This is a genomic window from Pseudoalteromonas luteoviolacea NCIMB 1942 (genome assembly GCF_001625595.1).
Classification (GTDB): domain Bacteria; phylum Pseudomonadota; class Gammaproteobacteria; order Enterobacterales; family Alteromonadaceae; genus Pseudoalteromonas; species Pseudoalteromonas luteoviolacea_A.
In genome coordinates, this window is the sequence record NZ_AUXT01000057.1 from 58381 (window position 1) to 77137 (window position 18757).

Here is an 18757-nt window from a genome sequence, read left to right on the forward strand (position 1 = left end):
ATGAGACACACATTGTGTGATGTCTCTAGCCAAACTAAAACCCCCCACCTCGGCAGCTGCTTATCCTGCGTAGACATTCTAGCCACGCTCTACTGGCGCGTTTTAAATATTGACCCTAGCATGCCCAATGCAAGTGATCGAGATTACTTCTTACTAGGGAAAGGTCATGCAGCCAGTGCCCTTTATACAGCACTTGCTTACCGTGGTTTTTTTGACATTCCGGCTCTATACGAGCATGGGCAAACAGGCAGCCAATTTGAAGAGCACCCGGGTATTAACGCGCCTTCTGGTGTTGAAACAGTATCAGGGTCGTTAGGACACGCACTTTCCCTCGCATCGGGTATGGCGTTGAGCACAAAGCTTCAACAAAAAGAGAATCGTTTTTATGTTTTAATGGGCGATGGCGAGCTCAATGAAGGCACTGTGTGGGAAGCCGCTATGTTTGCAGCTGGGAAAAAGCTTGATAACTTGGTCGCAATTGTAGATTTCAATAAGCTTCAAGGTACTGGAGAAAGCTGCGATATCATGCACTTGGAACCATTAGAAGAAAAGTGGCGCGCTTTTGGTTGGTACACCATTCGTATTGATGGTCACGATTTAGACAGCTTGCAAAATGCCTTTGAACAGGCAAAGCAACGTTCTCAGCCAGTCTGTATTGTGGCGGATACGATTAAAGGTAAAGGCGTATCCTTTATGGAAAATGACAACAACTGGCACTACCGAATTCCCAAAGCTGATGAAGTAGATATGGCGAAAAAGGAGCTTGGACTATGAGAAATGCCTTTGCAAGGGTCTTAACTGAACTGGCGAAAGACGACCAACGTTTGCTTCTTTTTTATGCTGATATCGGTAACAGGCTTTTTAACCCATTAAAAGAATTTGCATCAGATCGTACCATTAATGCAGGTATCGCGGAAGCAAATATGGCATCTATGGCAGCAGGTAGTGCCATGATGGGACACAAACCTTTTATATATACCATCACGCCGTTTACCACTGCGCGTAACTTCGAGCAAATAAAAATTGATATTGCCTATCAAAACCAACCTGTGATCATCGTTGGGACAGGCTCTGGACTATCGTACGCAAATTTGGGTCCAACCCATCATTCATTTGAAGATATCGCATTGATGCGCTCCCTACCAAACATGAATATTGTTTGCCCAGCGGATGCACAAGAGCTCGAAATTTTAATGCCTCAGCTTATCGAACTCAATCAACCTTGTTATTTTAGGATCGGCAAGAAAAACGAGCCAAGTGTTCATGACGCTGAGCCGGCTTTAAAATTTGGTAAGGCACATACAATGGTCGCTGGGGAAAAAGTTGCTATTTTGGCGACTGGGACTATTATGCCATTGGCACAAGCTCTTCATTCACATTTGACTGCCCTCGGTTTAAATCCCGAATTAGTGAGCTTTCACACCGTTAAACCGCTTGATACCGTTTATTTAAACCAATCAACTGAACGATTTGACCACCTTATCACCCTTGAAGAACACAATGTAAATGGCGGGTTTGGTAGCGCAGTATTAGAATACTTATCTGAGCAGGCCCAACAACCCAGAGTTCATCGCTTCGGTATTCCTGATAGATTTATTGATCAAGTTCACTCACCAGAAGATGCACGTGTTAAGGCTAGATTGACCGTTGCAGATATTGCACAGACGCTGGCCAAAAGAGGCGTACTATGATTATCGGCATCGATTTTGACAATACAATAGCTGACTATACTGGCGTTTTTTATCGTGTGGCGCGAGAACTTGAATGGATACCCACAGAGATTGGTCAAAGTAAATCACAGGTGAAAGAGTATTTTATCTCTCAAGATCAAGAGCCTAAATGGACAGAACTACAAGGTATCGTTTACGGTAAAGAGATCAATCAAGCTAAGCCATATAATCACACATTGAGTAGTTTGAAAACACTGAAAAAACAGGGTCATACTCTTTATCTTGTGTCTCATAAAACGCGCTACCCCATTATCGGTGATAAAGTAGATTTTCATCAAGCGGCAAAAACATGGTTAAAACACAATGGTTTTGTGGGCACTAGTGACGCTCCATTTGATGAATCATCATTGTTTTTCAACGCGACATTAGATGAAAAAGTAAACAAAATAAGCCAGCTAAATTGCGATGCTTTCGTGGATGATTTAGAAAAGGTACTCACCCATTCTAACTTTCCCCAAAACTGTAAACGCATACTTTTTCAACCCGGTATGGCGCAACTTGAGCGCAACCAAGCAACAAACTGGCGTGAGGTCACTTCACTACTATGCTAACAACCCCCGTCATTAATTGGTTAGAGCAAACTTTGCAGCAACACAACCTGCAGTGCACGCCAGTTATTGGCGGTGCGAATAACTTGGGGGTCAAGATTGAAGCAGGTGGGCAAACTTGGTTTTTGAAATGCTTTGAGGCAACACATCACAATACGCGTCAAAAACAACTCAATGAGTTTTTATTCAGCCAAGCCATCTACAATGCTGGCACCTTGGCAACACCAAAACCTATAGCAATCAATACAACACACAATGTGAGTTTATTTGAATATATTGAAGGCTCAAAGGTTGAGCATGCAACCTCATCGGCTGTAGCCGCTGCAATCTCGTTCGTAAAATCTATTAATTCGTCTACACCTCGGCAAACACTCAACATCGCCAGTGAAAGCGCTGATTCTTTGCTAGGTTTTGCCGATATCATAAAAAACCGATTAGACAAGTTTTCACATACTTGTCTCGACAACACACAACTATCGCACGAATTCCAGTCAACATTAAACAACATTCGTCGTCGCTATAACACCGTTACCCAAGAAGTCCCAGCTCACTGGGTGAATAAAATAGACCAAAATGTTGTTTCGCCATCAGATTTTGGTTTTCATAATGCCATTAGTCGCGATAACCAGTTCTATTTTATTGATTTTGAATACGCGGGTATGGACACTGCTTGGAAATTATTCACGGACTTCTTTTCACAGCCAGCTGTCCCCGTCGACATTGCTTACGCTAAAAAGTTTTTGTCTTTAGCCATTTTTCAGCCACTCAAATGTAACCCACAAGACACTTTAAAGGTGTTTGAATTAACCCTCTTAAAGTGGTGCTTAATCATGCTCAATGAGTTTTTACCCGACGTTCAAGCAAGACGCATATTCTCATGGAATATATCTTGCATGGAAGAGCAAAAACGCATGTTGGATAAAGTTCAGCGTGCACAGTTACATAAATGTAATGCCTACTTTGAAGAAATACCTTTAAAAGTCATGGGTTTGAATAAAATATTAAGAGAAATCACATGAAAGCAGCCGTATTATTTAAAACCGGTGAACCACTCCAAATAATTGACGGCATTAAAATGCCTGCGCTCACTAAAGGCCAAGTTCAAGTCAATATTATATACAGTGGCCTGTGTCATTCACAATTAATGGAAGTACAAGGCGGCAGAGGAGAAGATAAGTATTTACCCCATCTGCTCGGCCACGAGGGTGTTGGAATTGTTGAGCATATTGGTGAGGGCGTAACCAAAGTTCGACCTGGGGACAAGGTCGTCATTGGCTGGATCCAAGGCGAAGGCTTGAATGCACCTGGAGGTAAATACTCCCATCAAGATTATGTTATTAATTCAGGCAGTGCTACAACATTATGTGAAAAAACCATAGTTGCAGAAAACCGTTTAGTTATCTTGCCTGCAGGCTTTCCTGACAAGCTTGCTGTACTACTTGGCTGTGCACTCCCTACAGGTCTTGGGCTGGTATTCAACGAATTAAAGCCAGAAAAAGAAAAAACCATCGCTGTCTTTGGCCTTGGCGGAATTGGTATGAGTGCTCTCTTAGCAGCGAAATTAAGTTCACCTACTAAGTTAATCGCTGTGGATGTAAGCGATGACAAACTCACACTCGCCAAAGAGTTAGGCGCAACACACACCATCAATGCAGACGATATCGACCCTGTAACAGCTATATATGAAATTACCCAAGGCACCGGAGTAGATTACAGCTTGGAAGCTGGTGGGACTGTTCAGACCATAGAACAAGCATTCGCATCAGTAAAAGATGGCGGTGGTCAATGTGTTTTTGCTTCGCACCCAAGAGATGAACTCAAGATATCATTAGAACCCCATGCATTTCATCGAGGCAAATCGATCCGTGGTAGTTGGGGCGGTGGAAGTAAACCAGATTCGGACATTCCTAAATTTGTTAAGCTCTATCAGGAAGGCAAGTTAAGTTTAGAACCCCTTCTATCTAAAAGCTACAAGTTGGATGAGATTAACTCAGCATTGCAGGATCTGGAAGAAAAAAGAATACTACGCGCAATCATAGAGGTTTCGGAGTGAGAACCGTACTATATGGCGTTTGCGCTAATACAGAAGCATACTTAAACTCTCCTTATCATACAGGTCAAATAATCCTTGCCTCTACCAACGGTGGAGAGAGGCTGGGCGAAGTAGTTAGTATTGATATTAATCTGCTTTCAAAAATACCAAAGCACGAGATTTCTAGTGTCGTTATATGCTCTGAGTGCCTTAGCGAGATTATCCCTTCTTTGACCCGTATTGGCTTTGAGATCAAAGATTTGTACTTTTACAATCACGCGCAGAACTATCTTACACCTTGCGTAGACATGCAAATACCAACAGCAAAAGTATCGAACACGCTATTTGCTTTTTATGACTTATCGCAAAACTTGGCATGCTATGACGTTCTGTATTTCTGTGCACTTGCCAATTTAGAAAGAATTAAGCGAAACCTTCAACATGTTCACTTTATTATAGTTCCAAACAAATCATTATCTCATGAAGAACCTGGGTTTCATGTATTTCATGAATGTGATGACTTCACATGGAGAGTTGAAAAAATATTGCAGGGTGTTATGACATGCGTCACCAATAACACAGGTTGCACCGTTCTCCCTTACAAAGAAAGTGCACAGTATTATTCCGATGCCCCACATACCTATCCAGCTGATTTTATACCTGGATGTTCTCGTAACAGAGCTAGCTCCGAGGCCCTTAATAGTCTTAGTGAATCTCACGACTTAACATACTTAAAAGCACCAAAAACGGCCCATGACATAGTCCAATCACTTTTAAAACAGAAAGCGAATAATAAAAAAGTCGTTAGTTTAACACTTCGTGAATACTCGAACCATGAACAAAGAAATAGCAACGTCTCTGAATGGATGAAATTTGCTCAATATCTATTGGATAATGATTACTTCCCCATCATCATACGAGACAGCTATAAAGCTCATTTAGAATATACTTGTGACTTTGATCAATTTGCCTTTATGCCCTTGGCCTCCTTAGACTTCAAGGTAAGACAAGCACTTTATGAGCAAGCATTCATCAACATGTCTATTTCTAATGGTCCCACTGTTGCTTACAATTTTACTGCTAACTGTCCCGCAATAACCTTCATGAAAGTTGATGATGATATCCCCGCAATTGCTACTTCAACTTTTGAAAAAGCTGGGGTTGAAATCGGCAAAGACTTGAAATTTAGAGCGAGTAATTTACAAAAGTTAATTTGGAAAGAAGACACTTTTGAACACCTAAAAAAATCATTCTTAGACTTGGTATCACAGATTTAAGGTAATCATGATGAAAAATATGTCACATATATCTTCAAATATTGATCAAACAGCAAATTTAAAAGCTGAAATAATTTACATAAGTGATGAAGCGCTTGTCGGTGAAAATGTTGAAATTACAGCCAAGGAAATCCATATTTCTAGTGGCTGCAAAGTCGAGGATGGTACTAAAATCAATGCTTCTGGGACCGTTTATCTAGGCGATTTCACTCTTATTGGCGCCAACAGTATAATTCAAGTTAACAACTTGACCTTAATGGATTACTCAAAACTGCAACGTAATATGTTTATGAATGGTGGTAGTGACTGTTATATAGGCTACAACTCCTGGATCGGAAGTAACTGCATATTAAATGTTGCTGAATCTCTTTATATTGGCAATGGTGTTGGCATCGGAACGTACTCAAGTGTTTGGACACATGGCCACCACGGAGAACTGTTAGAGGGTTGTAAAATTCACAAAGTTTCACCTGTTAGGATAGAAAATGATGTTTGGATCCTTGGCTGTTATAATGTCATCTCGCCAGGTGTCGTAGTTGGTGAAAAAGCCTTGGTGATGACAGGCTCAATAGTAACCAAAGACGTGCCGCCTATGACTGCTGTTGGAGGAAATCCAGCCAAGCCAATCCCCTCTTTGGCCCCATACGAGGAAGTTATAGTCGAAGACAAGTTAATCAAAATGGAAAGCTTTATTCGCGAGTTCTGCGAACAATTTACTTCATCTAAAAAGCTGAACGAAGAAAAGCCACCATGGTTGATAGAAAGTGAATATGGGTCCCACACGATTGTCACAGTTGACTCTCCTGAGGAATTGGAGAACCTTGAGTATTCAATTGCCATAGTAAAAAAGGGGTTGAGTGAAGAACAAGAGTATAAAGGCTCTGTTTTTGATTTATCATCAAAATACTATTATAAAACCTCTTCCAAAATTGAAGTCAAATTTATTCAGTTTTTATTGTATGAAAAAGCGAGATTTATGCCAATAAATGGACATGCCCGTAAATATGAAAGATAAAATAAGATTTCTCGATCTGTCTCTTGAAACAGATGAAATGGTCAAAACACTTCAAGCAATTGAAAACGTTCTTGCTCATGGGCAACTTATTATGGGCCCCGAACATGACAAGTTAGAAGAGTTGATTTCAACGTACTGTAAAAGAAAATACTGTGTTGCCGTGGGCTCTGGAACGGATGCTTTATACTTATCCTTTAAAGCCTTAGGTATTAAGCATGGTGACGAGGTGATTACAACTCCTCTTTCATGGGTTGCTTCTACACACTCGTTTGTGATGCATGGTGCAACGCCCATTTTCGCAGACATAGATGAAACTCTGAATATAGACCCAGAAAGTGTCGAGCATTTGATTTCTGATAAGACCACCGCTATTTTAGCAGTCGATTATGCAGGACATCCAGCTAATTACAAAAGGCTTAAAGAAATAGCCCAAAAATACAACATTGCATTGATTGAAGATGGTTCGCAGGCATTTGGAGCTAGTATAGATGAACAACCCGTTGGGAGCTTTGGTTTAATTAGCTGTATTAGCATGAATCCAATGAAACCGCTCGGAGCTATTGGTGAAGCAGGGGTGATTCTTACTGATGACATAAAGCTGTATGAAAAACTAATAGCCGCTAGATATAGTGGGATGGTTGACAAGCAAACATGTTATGAGCCAAGTATTAACTGTCGTATGGATACTATTCAAGCTGCCGTATTGCTTGAAAGACTTCCAAAGTACAACTTTGTCATGGCAAAACGACAGCAAATTGCTCAAAAATACAAAGAACACCTTGCTCAATACATTAAATTCCCAGCAACTCGTCAAGGAGTAAGTCATGCATATTATTTATTTCTATTTCATACAAATAAAAGAGATGAGCTCTTTGAGTTTTTGAACAAAAACAACATTGAGGCTAGAATAAGAGACAATATTTTAATCCCATCTCAACCATGCTATAGGCTAATTAATAAAAATACATTTGATAAAGCCGTTTCAGCAGCTGATACCCTGTTAGCTATCCCAGCTCACGAAAAGATGAGCGATAACGATGTTATGTATGTTATCGAAAAAATAAAAGAATTTTTTAACGGTGAAATATGAGTAATGCAATTTACATAGATGGCCCCATAAAGGTAATCAGTAGGGTGCAGATTAATGAACTGAAGGAAAAAGCTATCAAGTCTAATAATGGACGATATAGATATTGTCTCCACAATAGCATTGATGACGATGTTCAGAATATGATTATTGCAATCACCTCAGATACTCAACTTTTGCCACAACGTAGAATAGGATCAGACAAGAGCTTTTCCATTATAGAAGGAGAGCTCAGAATTGTTGTTTTTAGTGAAGAGGGACAAGTATTAAAGGTTGTTAATCTTACTGCAGAGGATAATCAAAGTCTTTGGATTTCAGATAAGTATTATACTCTCACTCTCCCTCTTTCAACTGTGGCTGTATACCAAGAGGTGATCACAGGCCGCTTTGACAATCAAAATGACCACCCTTCATGGAATGTGGATGCTCAACTATTGCACTCCCTCACTTCATAATTAGGATCTAAGATGAATAAAGAAAAAGAGCTCTGGATGAGTACAACTTATATTGACCCAAATGAAAAAGGGTTTGAACTCGGTCCATATTTTACTGATTTTGTAAAGCATGACATGAAGCATTGTGTATTTACACTTTCTCGATATAAATTTGCCATGAAAATGCTACCCAAGAATGCTTCTGTGCTAGAACTAGGTTGCTCTGATGGCATTGGAACAATGATGTTAAAAGAGTCAGCAAAGGAAGTTGTTGGTGTTGACTTTGACGAGCGAACCATCGAATGGGCAAAAGCACATTTAAGTGATGATAAGCTGACCTTCAAATGTGCAGATATAATGGAACAAGCATTTGGGAAATTTGACGCTGTGATTTCGCTGGATGTCATCGAGCATATTTACCCTGAAAATGAAGACAAGTATATGCGTGCATTACTTAATAACTTAAGTGAAAATGGCATCTGCATTATTGGTACTCCCAATATTACCGCAGAAAAATATGCTACGAAAAACGAGCAACACGTCAACTTATACAGCGGAGAAAGGCTTCACGATACTTTCTCAAAATACTTCCATAATGTATTTTCATTTGGCATGAATGACGAAGTGTTACATACAGGTTACGCCCCAATGTGTCACTACCTATTCGTTGTCGCATGTAATCCTAAATAGAGTTTAGAAAATGCGTAAAGTCTTAGTCCAAGGCAATTTTGATGTCTTGCATGCAGGACACATCAGGCTGCTTAAATTCGCCAAAGAATGTGGGGACAAGCTCATTGTCGCTGTCAACGCTGACAAATCTATGGTTGCACGCAGTCGTGTTAGTGAAGAGCTTAGACTTGAAGTGGTCCGCTCCTTAGAATGTGTTGACGAAGCACATATCACCACTTCTACTCCAGAGGAGGAGGTTGAGCGGTTTAAGCCCCAAATCGTCGTTAAGGGGAAAGAGTTCGAGTCACGTTCAAATCCTGAGCTCGCGGTTTTAAACCGTTACGGTGGCAAGCTTATTTTTGGTTCAGGTGAGTTTGAAAGTAATTCTGACCATTTTTTCCGGCGAAGCAAAAAACCGGTACCGGGAATGGATTTTACCGAGGCACGAGGGTTTGCTAACCGTCATAGCATTGTAGCTGACGACTTACATGACTTGTTTGGTGCAATGAAGTCCCTGCGCGTCTTGGTCATCGGCGAAGTCATTGTCGACGAGTATGTACAAGGCACAGCCGTAGGATTGTCACAGGAAGACCCGACCATAGTGATCACCCCAAACCGCAAAGACACATTCTTAGGCGGTGCAGCCATCACAGCCGGACACATCAAAGCTTTGGGGGCTGATCATGTTATACTGGCTTCGGTATTGGGCGAAGATCAAACTGCTGATTATGCGCGCTCGCAAATCACAGATTATAAAGTCGAACCTTTGTTCTTTACCGATCAAAGTCGCCCCACCCCGCTGAAAACACGCTACCGCGCCAGCAATAAAACATTGCTGCGAGTTAATCAGGTGCGTCAACATAAGATTTCACAGGAGTTGCAAGCGCAAATATATAAGTCAATCGAAAGCCAGCTCAATAAAATTGACTTGTTAGTCTTTTCTGATTTCAACTATGGCTTGCTGCCACAGCCATTAGTCGAGAAAATTGCCGCGGCTTGCCAGCACAGGGGGATCAAACTAGTTGCAGACTCCCAAACTTCTTCGCAAGTGGGAGATATTGCCCGTTACTGCAATATGGACTTATTAACTCCAACAGAGCGAGAAGTACGCGTATCTCTAAATAACCCAGACGATGGCTTGGTTATTTTAGCGCAAAAACTAACCGAGGTATCGCAACCTAAAAACCTAGTTATTACACTCGCCGAAGAAGGGATCCTCATTCACAAACCCAACCACACGTTTGATGACTGGGAAAACGATCGCCTGCCTGCGTTAAACACCAATGCTGTCGATCCAGCCGGTGCCGGCGACTGCTTTTTAGCAGCCAGTTCACTGGCGCTGGTTGCCGGAGCTAATATTTGGCAAGCCTGCTACCTTGGCAGTCTAGCTGCCGCATGTCAGGTTGCCTCACTGGGCAATACCCCTTTATCTTGTCAGGTTCTTGAACAAGCCGTTAAGGATTCATTTAGTTAATATGAAAGCCATTTTGCTTGCCGCAGGTCTTGGCACTCGCCTGCAGCCAATCACTGATACTCTGCCAAAGTGCCTTGTGCCAATTAATGGACAACCCTTGCTTGGCTTATGGTTAGACAAACTCGTTCAATTAGGGGTCGAAGAGATCCTCATCAATACCCATTATTTTCGAGAGCAAGTTGAAGCCTTTGTTGCCACCAGCCCATATCATGATCGTATTATACTGAATTACGAGCCTGAATTGATGGGCACAGCTGGGACACTGGTACGCAACCGTACTTTCTGGCAGGGTCACACTTGCATGGTCATCCATGCTGACAACTATTGTCAAAGTTCGTTAGTCAGCATGCTTGAGGCGCATAACCAACGCCAGACGCGGACCGATACCACTCTACTCTTGTTCAAAACTCCGACACCTCGCAGCTGCGGTATTGTTAAATTAGACACAGATCAGGTTATTCAGGAATTTCATGAAAAAGTCGAGAACCCTCCAGGCAACCTTGCCAGTGGGGCGCTTTTTATATTTTCGCCCGAAGTCTATGAGCGGTATTTCGCACATCTCAAGACCGAACAACCCTATGAGCTCAGCCTGGATGTCGTACCAAACATGATTGGCAAGCTGCAAGGCTGGCTGGTTGATGACCATTACATCGATATTGGCACACCAGACAGCTATGCAGAGGCACAAGTAATGGCCAAAGTGGCGGCCAATCAAACCAATAATGCTGGATCAAATATTGCTTAACAACAGCATAGTTACTTCGAAGGATTTATATATGTCATTTTGTCAAAACTGGGATCAACTGTACCGTAGTAATCAACACATGTCCGTGTGGCCCTGGAGTGAGATTGTCAGTGGCGCGTTACGTAATACCCGTCTGAGAGATGGGGACGCAGCGTTTACTATTTTGGAAGTAGGATGTGGTGCGGGTGCAAACTTCCCATTCTTCTTAACTTATTGTCCTAACGTATATGGCATTGATGGTAGTGACTTCATTATCGGTGAACTGAAAAATCGATTCGCAGACATTGCAGATAATTTGTTTGTGGGCGACTTTACAATGCCCTGGCCCTTTGATACCAAGTTCGACTTAATCGTCGATCGGGGCGCATCAGTGCACAATCCGGCCAGTAGTATTCAGCGCTATCTGGATCAAGCGTACGCTCAGCTTAAGCCCGGCGGAGTCATACTGATCACAGACTGGTTTAGTACAGAGCATTCTGACTATGCGAAGGCCCCTAAATCAGTCGATCAATATACCAAAAATGGCTACACTTGGGGTCCATTTGCTGGTGTCGGCAATGTTAACTTTTTTGATGCTGAGCTTGTCCACCAGCTCGTGTCTAAGTTTGATATCATATCGCTCAGTCACTCTCAAGCCAGTGAGTATGGCAGTGATGGCGTCCATGCGGCATGGAATATGGTACTGAAAAAGCCTGCCCATGAAGAATAAGTTTTGCCTTGAGCACTGTGAGCTGGACCAGCATTGGGACAGCTTTATCACGACGTCTCCACATGGTACCCCATTTGTTCATAGCCAGTTTATTGCTCTATTAGGTGTGAAGTATCACGCCTACTATTGCTGTAAAGGCAAAGAAAAAATTGCCGCGGTGCTGCTCATCGTAGATGAAAGCGAAACTCGCGTAATCGGCCACCATGATGTGATCCATGATGGCATAGTACATCGTGACATCAGTCACCTCAATCGTGCCCAGGGCAATTCCGAGCAATTCGCCGCACAAGAGTATATTGCCGGGTACCTCTCGGAGCACTACACTCAAGTGCAACTCAAGTTACACCCAGCTATTAAAGATATTCGTGCTTTTTTGTGGGTCAATTATCATAACGATGGCCCCAAGTATGCTGCAACCCCTCGCTATACATCCCTGCTAGAACTGGGCGAGTTTACCTCTGCCATTTCTGCACTTGAACAATCGGACAATTATAAAAATAGCTCTGTATCTAGGCGTCAGGAGATCCGCTATGGCATTAAAAAAGCGGTCACAGTGAGTGAGTCGCAAGACTTCGCTTTGTTTGCCAAGTACTACGGAATGACCATGGCACGCCAAGGTATAGAAATTGATAGCGCGCAACTCAATGCACTGGCAACGAGAGTCAGTCGTCTGGCACAGCTGGGGCTACTTTGTATGTATCAGGCACAAAACCGAGACCAGAAAATTGGTAGTTTTGCGACCTACCTGCTCCATAGAGATACGGCTTATTATTTTTATGGTGCAAACAACCCAGAAATGCGAGACAGCCACACCGGTACCGCGGTACTCTGGCAGGCTTTCCCATTGCTCGCACAAAAAGGAGTGTCACGATTAGATTTAGAGGGTATTAATAGCCCTCAGAGAGGTTGGTTCAAATTGAGCTTTGGTGGCAATATCGAGCAATACTTTCACATTCGACTCACTAAAACCGACGCTTAATTAGCGTCGGTTGCATTCGTAATCGATTCGTCTCCATTTACAACGATGTTATCAACACAATTTACCAGTGCTGCATCGTTTTGCTGATTAACAGCTCATCATCAAGTTCACTATACAAAAACGCTATCTTGTTAATTATCATCCTATAACGAACTTTTCAGTACCATGCCCACAAAGTTATTTATTGATTTCTGAATTAAAAGGTGAGCTTATTACCATAGAAAACAGCCAAAACTATTTAAATAGCTCAGTAACAAGAAATCAATTATAGTATTCCACAAGGCGGTGTTACAGCACAATTTAACCAATCTGATACGTTTACACAGTATTATTCTCTCACTATGACAAGGGCAAGAAATCTACATTGGCTAGTTTTAAATTAAGCAGCCTAGCTACAAATAAAAATGGCGAAATCGGAAGCTTTAGCTAGGTGAGGTATAAAAAATCGACTTAGAGGGTATAAATAACCCCTAAGAGGTTAGTTTAAGCTAAGCTAGCGGCATGCCAGAATCACGGTCATGAGTCTGGCTTCACATCCATTAATGCTCATTAATAGAGTTATACGCATCAATCAAAACATCTGCCTGACGCCAACACTTACCACTATATCGGCCCGAAACAATCAAATTATCTACACTTTTATCCAATAACTCAAAATTGTGCAAATTGACATCTTTGAACTCTTTCGTCGGAACGGGGAAAGTATTGTTAATGACCTGTGTTTGAGAACTTATCAACTGTGCGTTTCCATCAACGATAGACATTGCTTTGAGCTGCGCAACTATATCTTCAAGTGAGTAAGAGGACACTTCGTCAGGTGAGCACAATATCTCTGCTGACAAATGGTAATGAGATACACTTTTATCCAAATTAGGGTATAAAGTCAGTCTAAAAATATCGGTGCTACTGTCCCAAACCCAAAGATAATGTGACTTTTGATTAGTCAGAGGTTTATCAAAGTTTAGGTGAAATATAACCGCTGTTCTTAATTCCATTTGACCTTGTTGTGACTCTATCCCCAGCGCATCCAGCGCAATGAACGGCGGCGCACTCCAAAACAGCAGATCGCATGAGAGTACTCTGTCCGAAGCCAGTTCAATATGGGTGATTTGCGTACCCGAACGAACTATCTTTTTAACTCGCTCGGATGTAATTACTTCGACGCCAGCTTTTTCAACTTGAGCAAGTAACTCTTGAACCCAATGACCAATGCCTTCCCCATTATTCGGATAAAAGTATTTCACATCAGGTAATTTGTCACGCTCTTTCCTCGCTAAAAAATCCTGCTCGGTTTGATATCCCAATTTACTGTCAAACGCTGGGAGCTCTTTAAGCTGAGCAGCAACATCAGCAGGTAATGCCAAGATACGCGTAAAGCCAAAAAGACCAGCTTCCATAGTCAGTCCACGAATATCGGTTAACTTGCCATAAAGCTTTTGCAAGATAGGCACTACAATGCTGTGTGTAAACACTACACCCAAAGAATTGATGCAATGGTCATAAATAAATTGCTCTGATGGCTGGTCAGTTAAATTAATCAACTCACCACACCCTTGAGAGTAAACCGTTGGCTCTAATTTCTGAGCATTTGGAAAGGGACTTGTTAAATCCCAGCTTCCGGCAAAATAATTACCCGACTCAAGTTTTTCAATTGTATTCCACTGTGATTTATCGTCTACATGACCAAATAATATTTGGTCAAGCTCTTCGATACCCGTTGCGTTAGGTATATGTGAACCCATATCATACGCAGCACCCTCGCTATCCTTTATTGAGCAAAACAGCCCGCCTATACGCTCTGCTTGTTCAATCAAAACAACGTTATACCCTCTCTTTTTTAGCAACAGAGAGGACACTAAACCACAGACTCCACCACCAACTATTACCGCGTTTTGATTTAACATGACAACTCCTACACTGCTTTTTACGATTTAATCATCTTCAAGAGCGCTTGTTCTTCCAACTTGTGAATAGCTGTAGCCATATCACCGACAGATACCCCTAGCTTTTTCGCAATATCAATGGTGTCATGTTCACCATCACCGTAATTAAGTAGCATCTTTATTTGGTTTAGCTCATCCACCTGCTTTTTTCTTTCTTCACTAAAAAAGCTAAGTGTCGGATATAATCCACGATCACCAAGTTGTGGCTCACCATAAGGATACTGGTTTTCAAACACAGCCGTTTGTTCCATCTCAAGGAAAATTCGCTCTAGTTTATCAATGCTATCTAGCAGTGATTCAATACCCATATATTCTTTATCGTCCAAAGACGTATGATATTGAGAGTAACCATCATGAAAACTGCGACTTACGCAGCAAACAGGTAACTGGAAACCCGGAGAGTTATACTGCCTTTCATCAGATCCAGATAAAGGTGAGAAAGCGATATTGCGATGGCCATGCCCATGATCATTGAGGTGATACAGTAATTTGTCTAATAGACCACTATCATTGCGGCTGTGTTTGAAGGTTAACTCTTCCTGTTTGCCTCCTACACAGTTAATCACCAAGCCTGCGACCATATTCTTCGAGAAATTCTTGTGCTCTAAATGTAACAGGCCAAGACTGCCGATTGTTTCTGGGTGAAGTGCGAATCGATAAGTATAACGCCTGTTTCGCCATTTTTTAATACGGTGATACAACCCGAGCAATACAAGTGGACCGCTGAGCTCGTTGTTAGCCATAGATGGATGGCAAAGATATGAACTTAATAAAATCTCTTGTTCACTTTCACCTCGTAATACAGATTGCGCTATGTCTAACTGACCGTCAACAAATTCACTTTTAATTACCGCTTTGTAGCTGCCTTGAGGTAGCTTATCTCGTTCAGCTTGTGCTATACAAAACCCCCAACGACGTTTGTAATAACTGGTGACATAAGGGATAGCTGTGGGCTGCTCCGGCAAACTATACAAATGATTTTGCAATTCATCCAAATTCAGCGTTTTGTCCACCGCCTCAGAGTAATTTACTACCTCAAGATTCAAGCGGTGCATATCAGCCACTCGCTCTCCATCAGGCGATTCTAAGTACGCTTCCGTACAATGCCACTCTTGTGGTACCTGCCAGTCAAAAATCTGAGTGCCCGTTTTTATTGAGCTGATTTCTAATGGCATGTACTGTTTAAAAATATCGTAGCTCTGCCTTAGACCAGGTCCTGTGACAGAGCGTAATATGGGAAATAACTTGTCATACAAATCACTATAAAATTGCTCAGTTTCAGTATAAGTTTGAGTCACTTTTAGTCCTTTCCTAAGTCACACTTTTCGCGATAGTTATCTTTATAGAAATCTTTCATTTCAGATACATAGCCTTGCCACAAGTCATTAAGTTTTTGGTAGCTCTGAAGCGTAAAATCTTCATCTTTATACGTATACAAGAGCGTTAGCATGGGGCAGTGATAGTACAAAAGTGCACCCTTTATCATGTGAAATAAGTGATTTAACGCTGTATTTTTAAATGAATAAACATACCTAGCTTGTCGCATTAACAATTCTGACGCTTCTACCCTGCTTTTTACTGGCTGCTTTGCAAGACTTAAGATATGGTCACAAATTTCATTAAACCCTTTTACCCCAACTAACTCATCATTAATTTTATCTACGTTAAAAGGTGTGAAAAAGTCGGCTTTTAGAGACTCTATCTGCGCAGATTTATCCGCTTTGGTTGGTAGAGGTAGGAGCTCTTCGGCAGGGATTTCATAAGCTCCCGTCAACTTTGCCCCATTACCCACATTGTAAACTGTTCTTTTTGGATAGTAATCAATAACGCTTTCTAGCTGGCTGTGCGCCATCATAAATAAATCGTTAGTCTCAACTTGCCCTCCAAAGTTAGCTGGCAAGTATTTACCATCCATCTTCAAACAGAGCATGCCCTCTTCATCTTCATCATCTTGATCCTTCTTATAAATGCTGTCCTTACTATGGTGTTCACCTGTCAATAAATTGCCATTATCGATACCAAATAAGTATATGTTTTTAAAACCGGCATACAGTGCAAAAGACAAAGCAGCATTTGCCACTACAGGATTGCAATATGGGATAAGCGGGATCCCTTTACCAAGCTCTGTGTGGCCCAATATTTCGAGTAAAAACGTGCCCGCCTCACTACCTTTACCAGCAATGCCTGCCCACTTGTAGCGTCCGATGTTGTCTGGGTAAAGCGTATTTAGTCCAATCAAGTTTGTTTTTTTATAGACTTCTTCAGGCACAATGTCCCCAAAGATTTTATAATTTGAATAAGGCCGTTCAACAAGGATATGGAAGTCGACTTCTATTCCTTTGTTATACAAGGTCGCAATAGATGTACCTGCTGCAAGCAAAATGGCATTTTGCTTATTCGCTTTGATAAACGCTTCTGCTTCATCCAATGACGGGCCATTACCCAATATAAAAACCGGTGTTGACAGGTCTATCCCTGTACTTTGATTACCTGTCAAAATAGGGGCATTTTTCTCTACTAGGTGGATACTGTGAGAGAGCCCAGTGATAGCATCATTAAAGAAGCCGTGCCCGAATTGGAATTTAAAGTATTCACGTGACCACTGCTGAATGAGCTGTACAACTTCAGATTGAGGCGTATGTTGATAACAAAAACTACGCACTAAAGAGAATGCGCCTATTCTTTCGACTAGCACTTCCAGATCTTTTATAAAAGTATTGGTGTCAGCACCGAGCTGGAAGAACATGTTTCCACCACGTTCGTCTACTTGCTCAATAAGCTCATACCAGTCGGTACAAAATAAACTGGCAAAGAAAATTTCTAAATCTGGCTCTACAAGGAAGATGTACTCAAAATTTACTCGGTTAAATAGGATCTCTAAATGATAGCCAAGCCCGATACCAAATATAATCCCAGTTGGAAAGTGCGCAGGTAAGGAGCCCAACTGCGGTTCTTTTTCTTCTTGAATTTGTTCCATTGACTCCGATAACGATCTCATATATCGCACATGAATTCGCTCGTCATCTTCGTTGGTTTCATAGGAGGTATAATCCGTTGCGCAATATACAGGCTTTTTGATATTCAGCTCTACTTGGGCTTCACTTTGAGCAATTGGGTCGTCACTATAAAGCGGCGCACCGCAGTCTTTTGGTACAAAGTTACCATGACCTGATTTAGTTACGTGTATACAAAAGTCATCACGTACAGAAAATTCACTAAAGCTTTTTGCGATATCAGGGTAATACTTTTCAAAGCAGGCGATATTTTTGGCAAACCGTTCATTAGCTTGCTCTGCAAAGATGGCTTCTCTTTTCTGGTGTTCTAAGGATTCAGATAACTTATCATCTAAAGATTGGATTTGTTGTTCGATCGATTTTTCATTCATAAATGTTCTGGCTACTGCATGCCTTTATAAGCATTTATTTTTTTCTTGTTGGATAAGTGTTTACCAAGCTTTTGGGATACGTCTGCTTTTTGACTGCCAAGCAAGTCACTCAACTCACCTATCTTGTCATAAAAGTGCGTAAGCATAGAAACCTGAGTGTCAGAAAGCTCAATGTCTTGATTAGCGAATAGCTGCTTTATACACTCGTCCATTTTTTTCACTTCTCCCTGAGCATCTTCCAGCTTTCCATTGTGACAATACACTTCAAGCTGGTCTAAATATGAGCCTATAACATCTATATTAGCCGACATTCGCATCTGTGCCATTTTGCCCTAACGTTTTTTCTCTCACATCATAAGGAATGGCATCCCAAGCAGATTTTATTTCTTTCAATAAGTTAGAGACTTCATCAATAATAGCAGGGTCATTTTGCAAACTGGCATCTAGTAATCTATCTAGCATGTAAGAATACAGAGCATACAAATTTTCTGTTACCTCACCGCCCACTTCAAAATCGAGACAATCTCTCAATGCGTTAATAATCGCAGAAGACTTTGAAATATGTTCAGATTTAGCTTCTAAATGCTTTTTCTCAATCGCAACCTTGGCAAGCACCATTTTTTCGATTGCACCCGCCATCAGCATTTGAATTACTTCGTATCTATCAGCACCTGCAACTCGGGTTTTAAGTGCCTCACGCTGATAGTTTTTTACTCTTGCGTTATACATA

At 41.5% G+C, this 18757-nt stretch carries 19 protein-coding genes; 14 read left to right on the top strand and 5 right to left on the bottom strand.

What is annotated here, in order from left to right; genetic code table 11:
- From N482_RS04400 to N482_RS04465, 14 genes are read left to right on the top strand one after another with little or no spacing between them, the layout of a single operon-like run.
- Positions 1-774: a transketolase gene (locus N482_RS04400; protein ID WP_081227747.1), complete on the top strand. Its 774-nt coding sequence runs from the start codon at positions 1-3 to the stop codon at positions 772-774.
- On the top strand, positions 771-1691 hold the full coding sequence (locus N482_RS04405) for a transketolase family protein (protein ID WP_063375922.1): 921 nt from the start codon (positions 771-773) through the stop codon (positions 1689-1691). Before N482_RS04400 ends, N482_RS04405 begins: the two co-directional genes overlap by 4 nt.
- Positions 1688-2281 carry a hypothetical protein gene (locus N482_RS04410; protein ID WP_063375923.1) on the top strand — a complete coding sequence of 198 codons (594 nt, stop codon included), beginning with the start codon at positions 1688-1690 and terminating at the stop codon, positions 2279-2281. Before N482_RS04405 ends, N482_RS04410 begins: the two co-directional genes overlap by 4 nt.
- The gene (locus N482_RS04415; protein WP_081227744.1) at positions 2275-3297 is read left to right on the top strand and encodes a phosphotransferase; all 1023 of its coding nucleotides are present in this window, start codon (positions 2275-2277) and stop codon (positions 3295-3297) included. The genes N482_RS04410 and N482_RS04415 overlap by 7 nt, the downstream gene beginning before the upstream one ends.
- Positions 3294-4331 carry a zinc-binding dehydrogenase gene (locus N482_RS04420; protein ID WP_063375924.1) on the top strand — a complete coding sequence of 346 codons (1038 nt, stop codon included), beginning with the start codon at positions 3294-3296 and terminating at the stop codon, positions 4329-4331. Before N482_RS04415 ends, N482_RS04420 begins: the two co-directional genes overlap by 4 nt.
- Positions 4328-5587 (top strand): hypothetical protein, encoded by a 1260-nt coding sequence (locus N482_RS04425; protein WP_063375925.1) that lies wholly within the window; start codon positions 4328-4330, stop codon positions 5585-5587. The genes N482_RS04420 and N482_RS04425 overlap by 4 nt, the downstream gene beginning before the upstream one ends.
- A 10-nt stretch (positions 5588-5597) precedes the next feature.
- Complete coding sequence (locus N482_RS04430) at positions 5598-6602, top strand: acyltransferase (protein ID WP_063375926.1); 1005 nt, start codon at positions 5598-5600, stop codon at positions 6600-6602.
- Positions 6592-7692, top strand: coding sequence for a DegT/DnrJ/EryC1/StrS family aminotransferase (locus N482_RS04435; RefSeq protein ID WP_063375927.1), 1101 nt, complete (start codon positions 6592-6594; stop codon positions 7690-7692). The genes N482_RS04430 and N482_RS04435 overlap by 11 nt, the downstream gene beginning before the upstream one ends.
- The gene (locus N482_RS04440; protein WP_063375928.1) at positions 7689-8144 is read left to right on the top strand and encodes a WbuC family cupin fold metalloprotein; all 456 of its coding nucleotides are present in this window, start codon (positions 7689-7691) and stop codon (positions 8142-8144) included. The genes N482_RS04435 and N482_RS04440 overlap by 4 nt, the downstream gene beginning before the upstream one ends.
- A gap of 12 nt (positions 8145-8156) precedes the next feature.
- A complete protein-coding gene (locus N482_RS04445) occupies positions 8157-8813 on the top strand; it encodes a class I SAM-dependent methyltransferase (RefSeq protein ID WP_063375929.1) in 657 nt (218 codons plus the stop codon).
- Between the two features lie 10 nt (positions 8814-8823).
- Complete coding sequence (locus N482_RS04450; protein ID WP_063375930.1) at positions 8824-10266, top strand: PfkB family carbohydrate kinase; 1443 nt, start codon at positions 8824-8826, stop codon at positions 10264-10266.
- Position 10267: 1 nt separating this feature from the next.
- A complete protein-coding gene (locus tag N482_RS04455; protein WP_063375931.1) occupies positions 10268-11011 on the top strand; it encodes a nucleotidyltransferase family protein in 744 nt (247 codons plus the stop codon).
- A 31-nt stretch (positions 11012-11042) separates the two neighbouring features.
- Positions 11043-11720, top strand: a complete 678-nt coding sequence (locus tag N482_RS04460; RefSeq protein ID WP_063375932.1) for a class I SAM-dependent methyltransferase — start codon at positions 11043-11045, stop codon at positions 11718-11720.
- Positions 11710-12699 carry a GNAT family N-acetyltransferase gene (locus tag N482_RS04465; RefSeq protein ID WP_063375933.1) on the top strand — a complete coding sequence of 330 codons (990 nt, stop codon included), beginning with the start codon at positions 11710-11712 and terminating at the stop codon, positions 12697-12699. The genes N482_RS04460 and N482_RS04465 overlap by 11 nt, the downstream gene beginning before the upstream one ends.
- Positions 12700-13238: 539 nt before the next feature.
- On the opposite strand, the gene N482_RS04470 is transcribed toward N482_RS04465, so the two are convergent.
- From N482_RS04470 to fliS, 5 genes are read right to left on the bottom strand one after another with little or no spacing between them, the layout of a single operon-like run.
- Entirely contained in the window at positions 13239-14603 is a 1365-nt protein-coding gene (locus tag N482_RS04470) for an NAD(P)-binding protein (protein ID WP_063375934.1), read from the bottom strand.
- A gap of 20 nt (positions 14604-14623) precedes the next feature.
- Positions 14624-15940, bottom strand: coding sequence for a DUF4910 domain-containing protein (locus N482_RS04475; RefSeq protein WP_063375935.1), 1317 nt, complete (start codon positions 15938-15940; stop codon positions 14624-14626).
- A gap of 2 nt (positions 15941-15942) precedes the next feature.
- Positions 15943-18027 carry a 6-hydroxymethylpterin diphosphokinase MptE-like protein gene (locus N482_RS04480; protein ID WP_063375936.1) on the bottom strand — a complete coding sequence of 695 codons (2085 nt, stop codon included), beginning with the start codon at positions 18025-18027 and terminating at the stop codon, positions 15943-15945.
- Between the two features lie 11 nt (positions 18028-18038).
- Positions 18039-18338 (bottom strand): hypothetical protein, encoded by a 300-nt coding sequence (locus N482_RS04485; protein ID WP_063375937.1) that lies wholly within the window; start codon positions 18336-18338, stop codon positions 18039-18041.
- Positions 18328-18756, bottom strand: a complete 429-nt coding sequence (gene fliS, locus N482_RS04490) for a flagellar export chaperone FliS (protein WP_063370731.1) — start codon at positions 18754-18756, stop codon at positions 18328-18330. The genes N482_RS04485 and fliS overlap by 11 nt, the downstream gene beginning before the upstream one ends.
- Position 18757: the final 1 nt, after the last annotated feature.

Coding starts and splice junctions, on each gene's coding strand:
- N482_RS04435 (WP_063375927.1), top strand. CDS start 6,592: ATGAAAGATAAAATAAGATTTCTCGATCTGTCTCTTGAAACAGATGAA.
- N482_RS04470 (WP_063375934.1), bottom strand. CDS start 14,603: ATGTTAAATCAAAACGCGGTAATAGTTGGTGGTGGAGTCTGTGGTTTA.
- N482_RS04455 (WP_063375931.1), top strand. CDS start 10,268: ATGAAAGCCATTTTGCTTGCCGCAGGTCTTGGCACTCGCCTGCAGCCA.
- N482_RS04410 (WP_063375923.1), top strand. CDS start 1,688: ATGATTATCGGCATCGATTTTGACAATACAATAGCTGACTATACTGGC.
- N482_RS04400 (WP_081227747.1), top strand. CDS start 1: ATGAGACACACATTGTGTGATGTCTCTAGCCAAACTAAAACCCCCCAC.
- fliS (WP_063370731.1), bottom strand. CDS start 18,756: ATGTATAACGCAAGAGTAAAAAACTATCAGCGTGAGGCACTTAAAACC.
- N482_RS04415 (WP_081227744.1), top strand. CDS start 2,275: ATGCTAACAACCCCCGTCATTAATTGGTTAGAGCAAACTTTGCAGCAA.
- N482_RS04480 (WP_063375936.1), bottom strand. CDS start 18,027: ATGAATGAAAAATCGATCGAACAACAAATCCAATCTTTAGATGATAAG.
- N482_RS04430 (WP_063375926.1), top strand. CDS start 5,598: ATGAAAAATATGTCACATATATCTTCAAATATTGATCAAACAGCAAAT.
- N482_RS04445 (WP_063375929.1), top strand. CDS start 8,157: ATGAATAAAGAAAAAGAGCTCTGGATGAGTACAACTTATATTGACCCA.
- N482_RS04450 (WP_063375930.1), top strand. CDS start 8,824: ATGCGTAAAGTCTTAGTCCAAGGCAATTTTGATGTCTTGCATGCAGGA.
- N482_RS04420 (WP_063375924.1), top strand. CDS start 3,294: ATGAAAGCAGCCGTATTATTTAAAACCGGTGAACCACTCCAAATAATT.
- N482_RS04465 (WP_063375933.1), top strand. CDS start 11,710: ATGAAGAATAAGTTTTGCCTTGAGCACTGTGAGCTGGACCAGCATTGG.
- N482_RS04460 (WP_063375932.1), top strand. CDS start 11,043: ATGTCATTTTGTCAAAACTGGGATCAACTGTACCGTAGTAATCAACAC.
- N482_RS04485 (WP_063375937.1), bottom strand. CDS start 18,338: ATGTCGGCTAATATAGATGTTATAGGCTCATATTTAGACCAGCTTGAA.
- N482_RS04440 (WP_063375928.1), top strand. CDS start 7,689: ATGAGTAATGCAATTTACATAGATGGCCCCATAAAGGTAATCAGTAGG.
- N482_RS04405 (WP_063375922.1), top strand. CDS start 771: ATGAGAAATGCCTTTGCAAGGGTCTTAACTGAACTGGCGAAAGACGAC.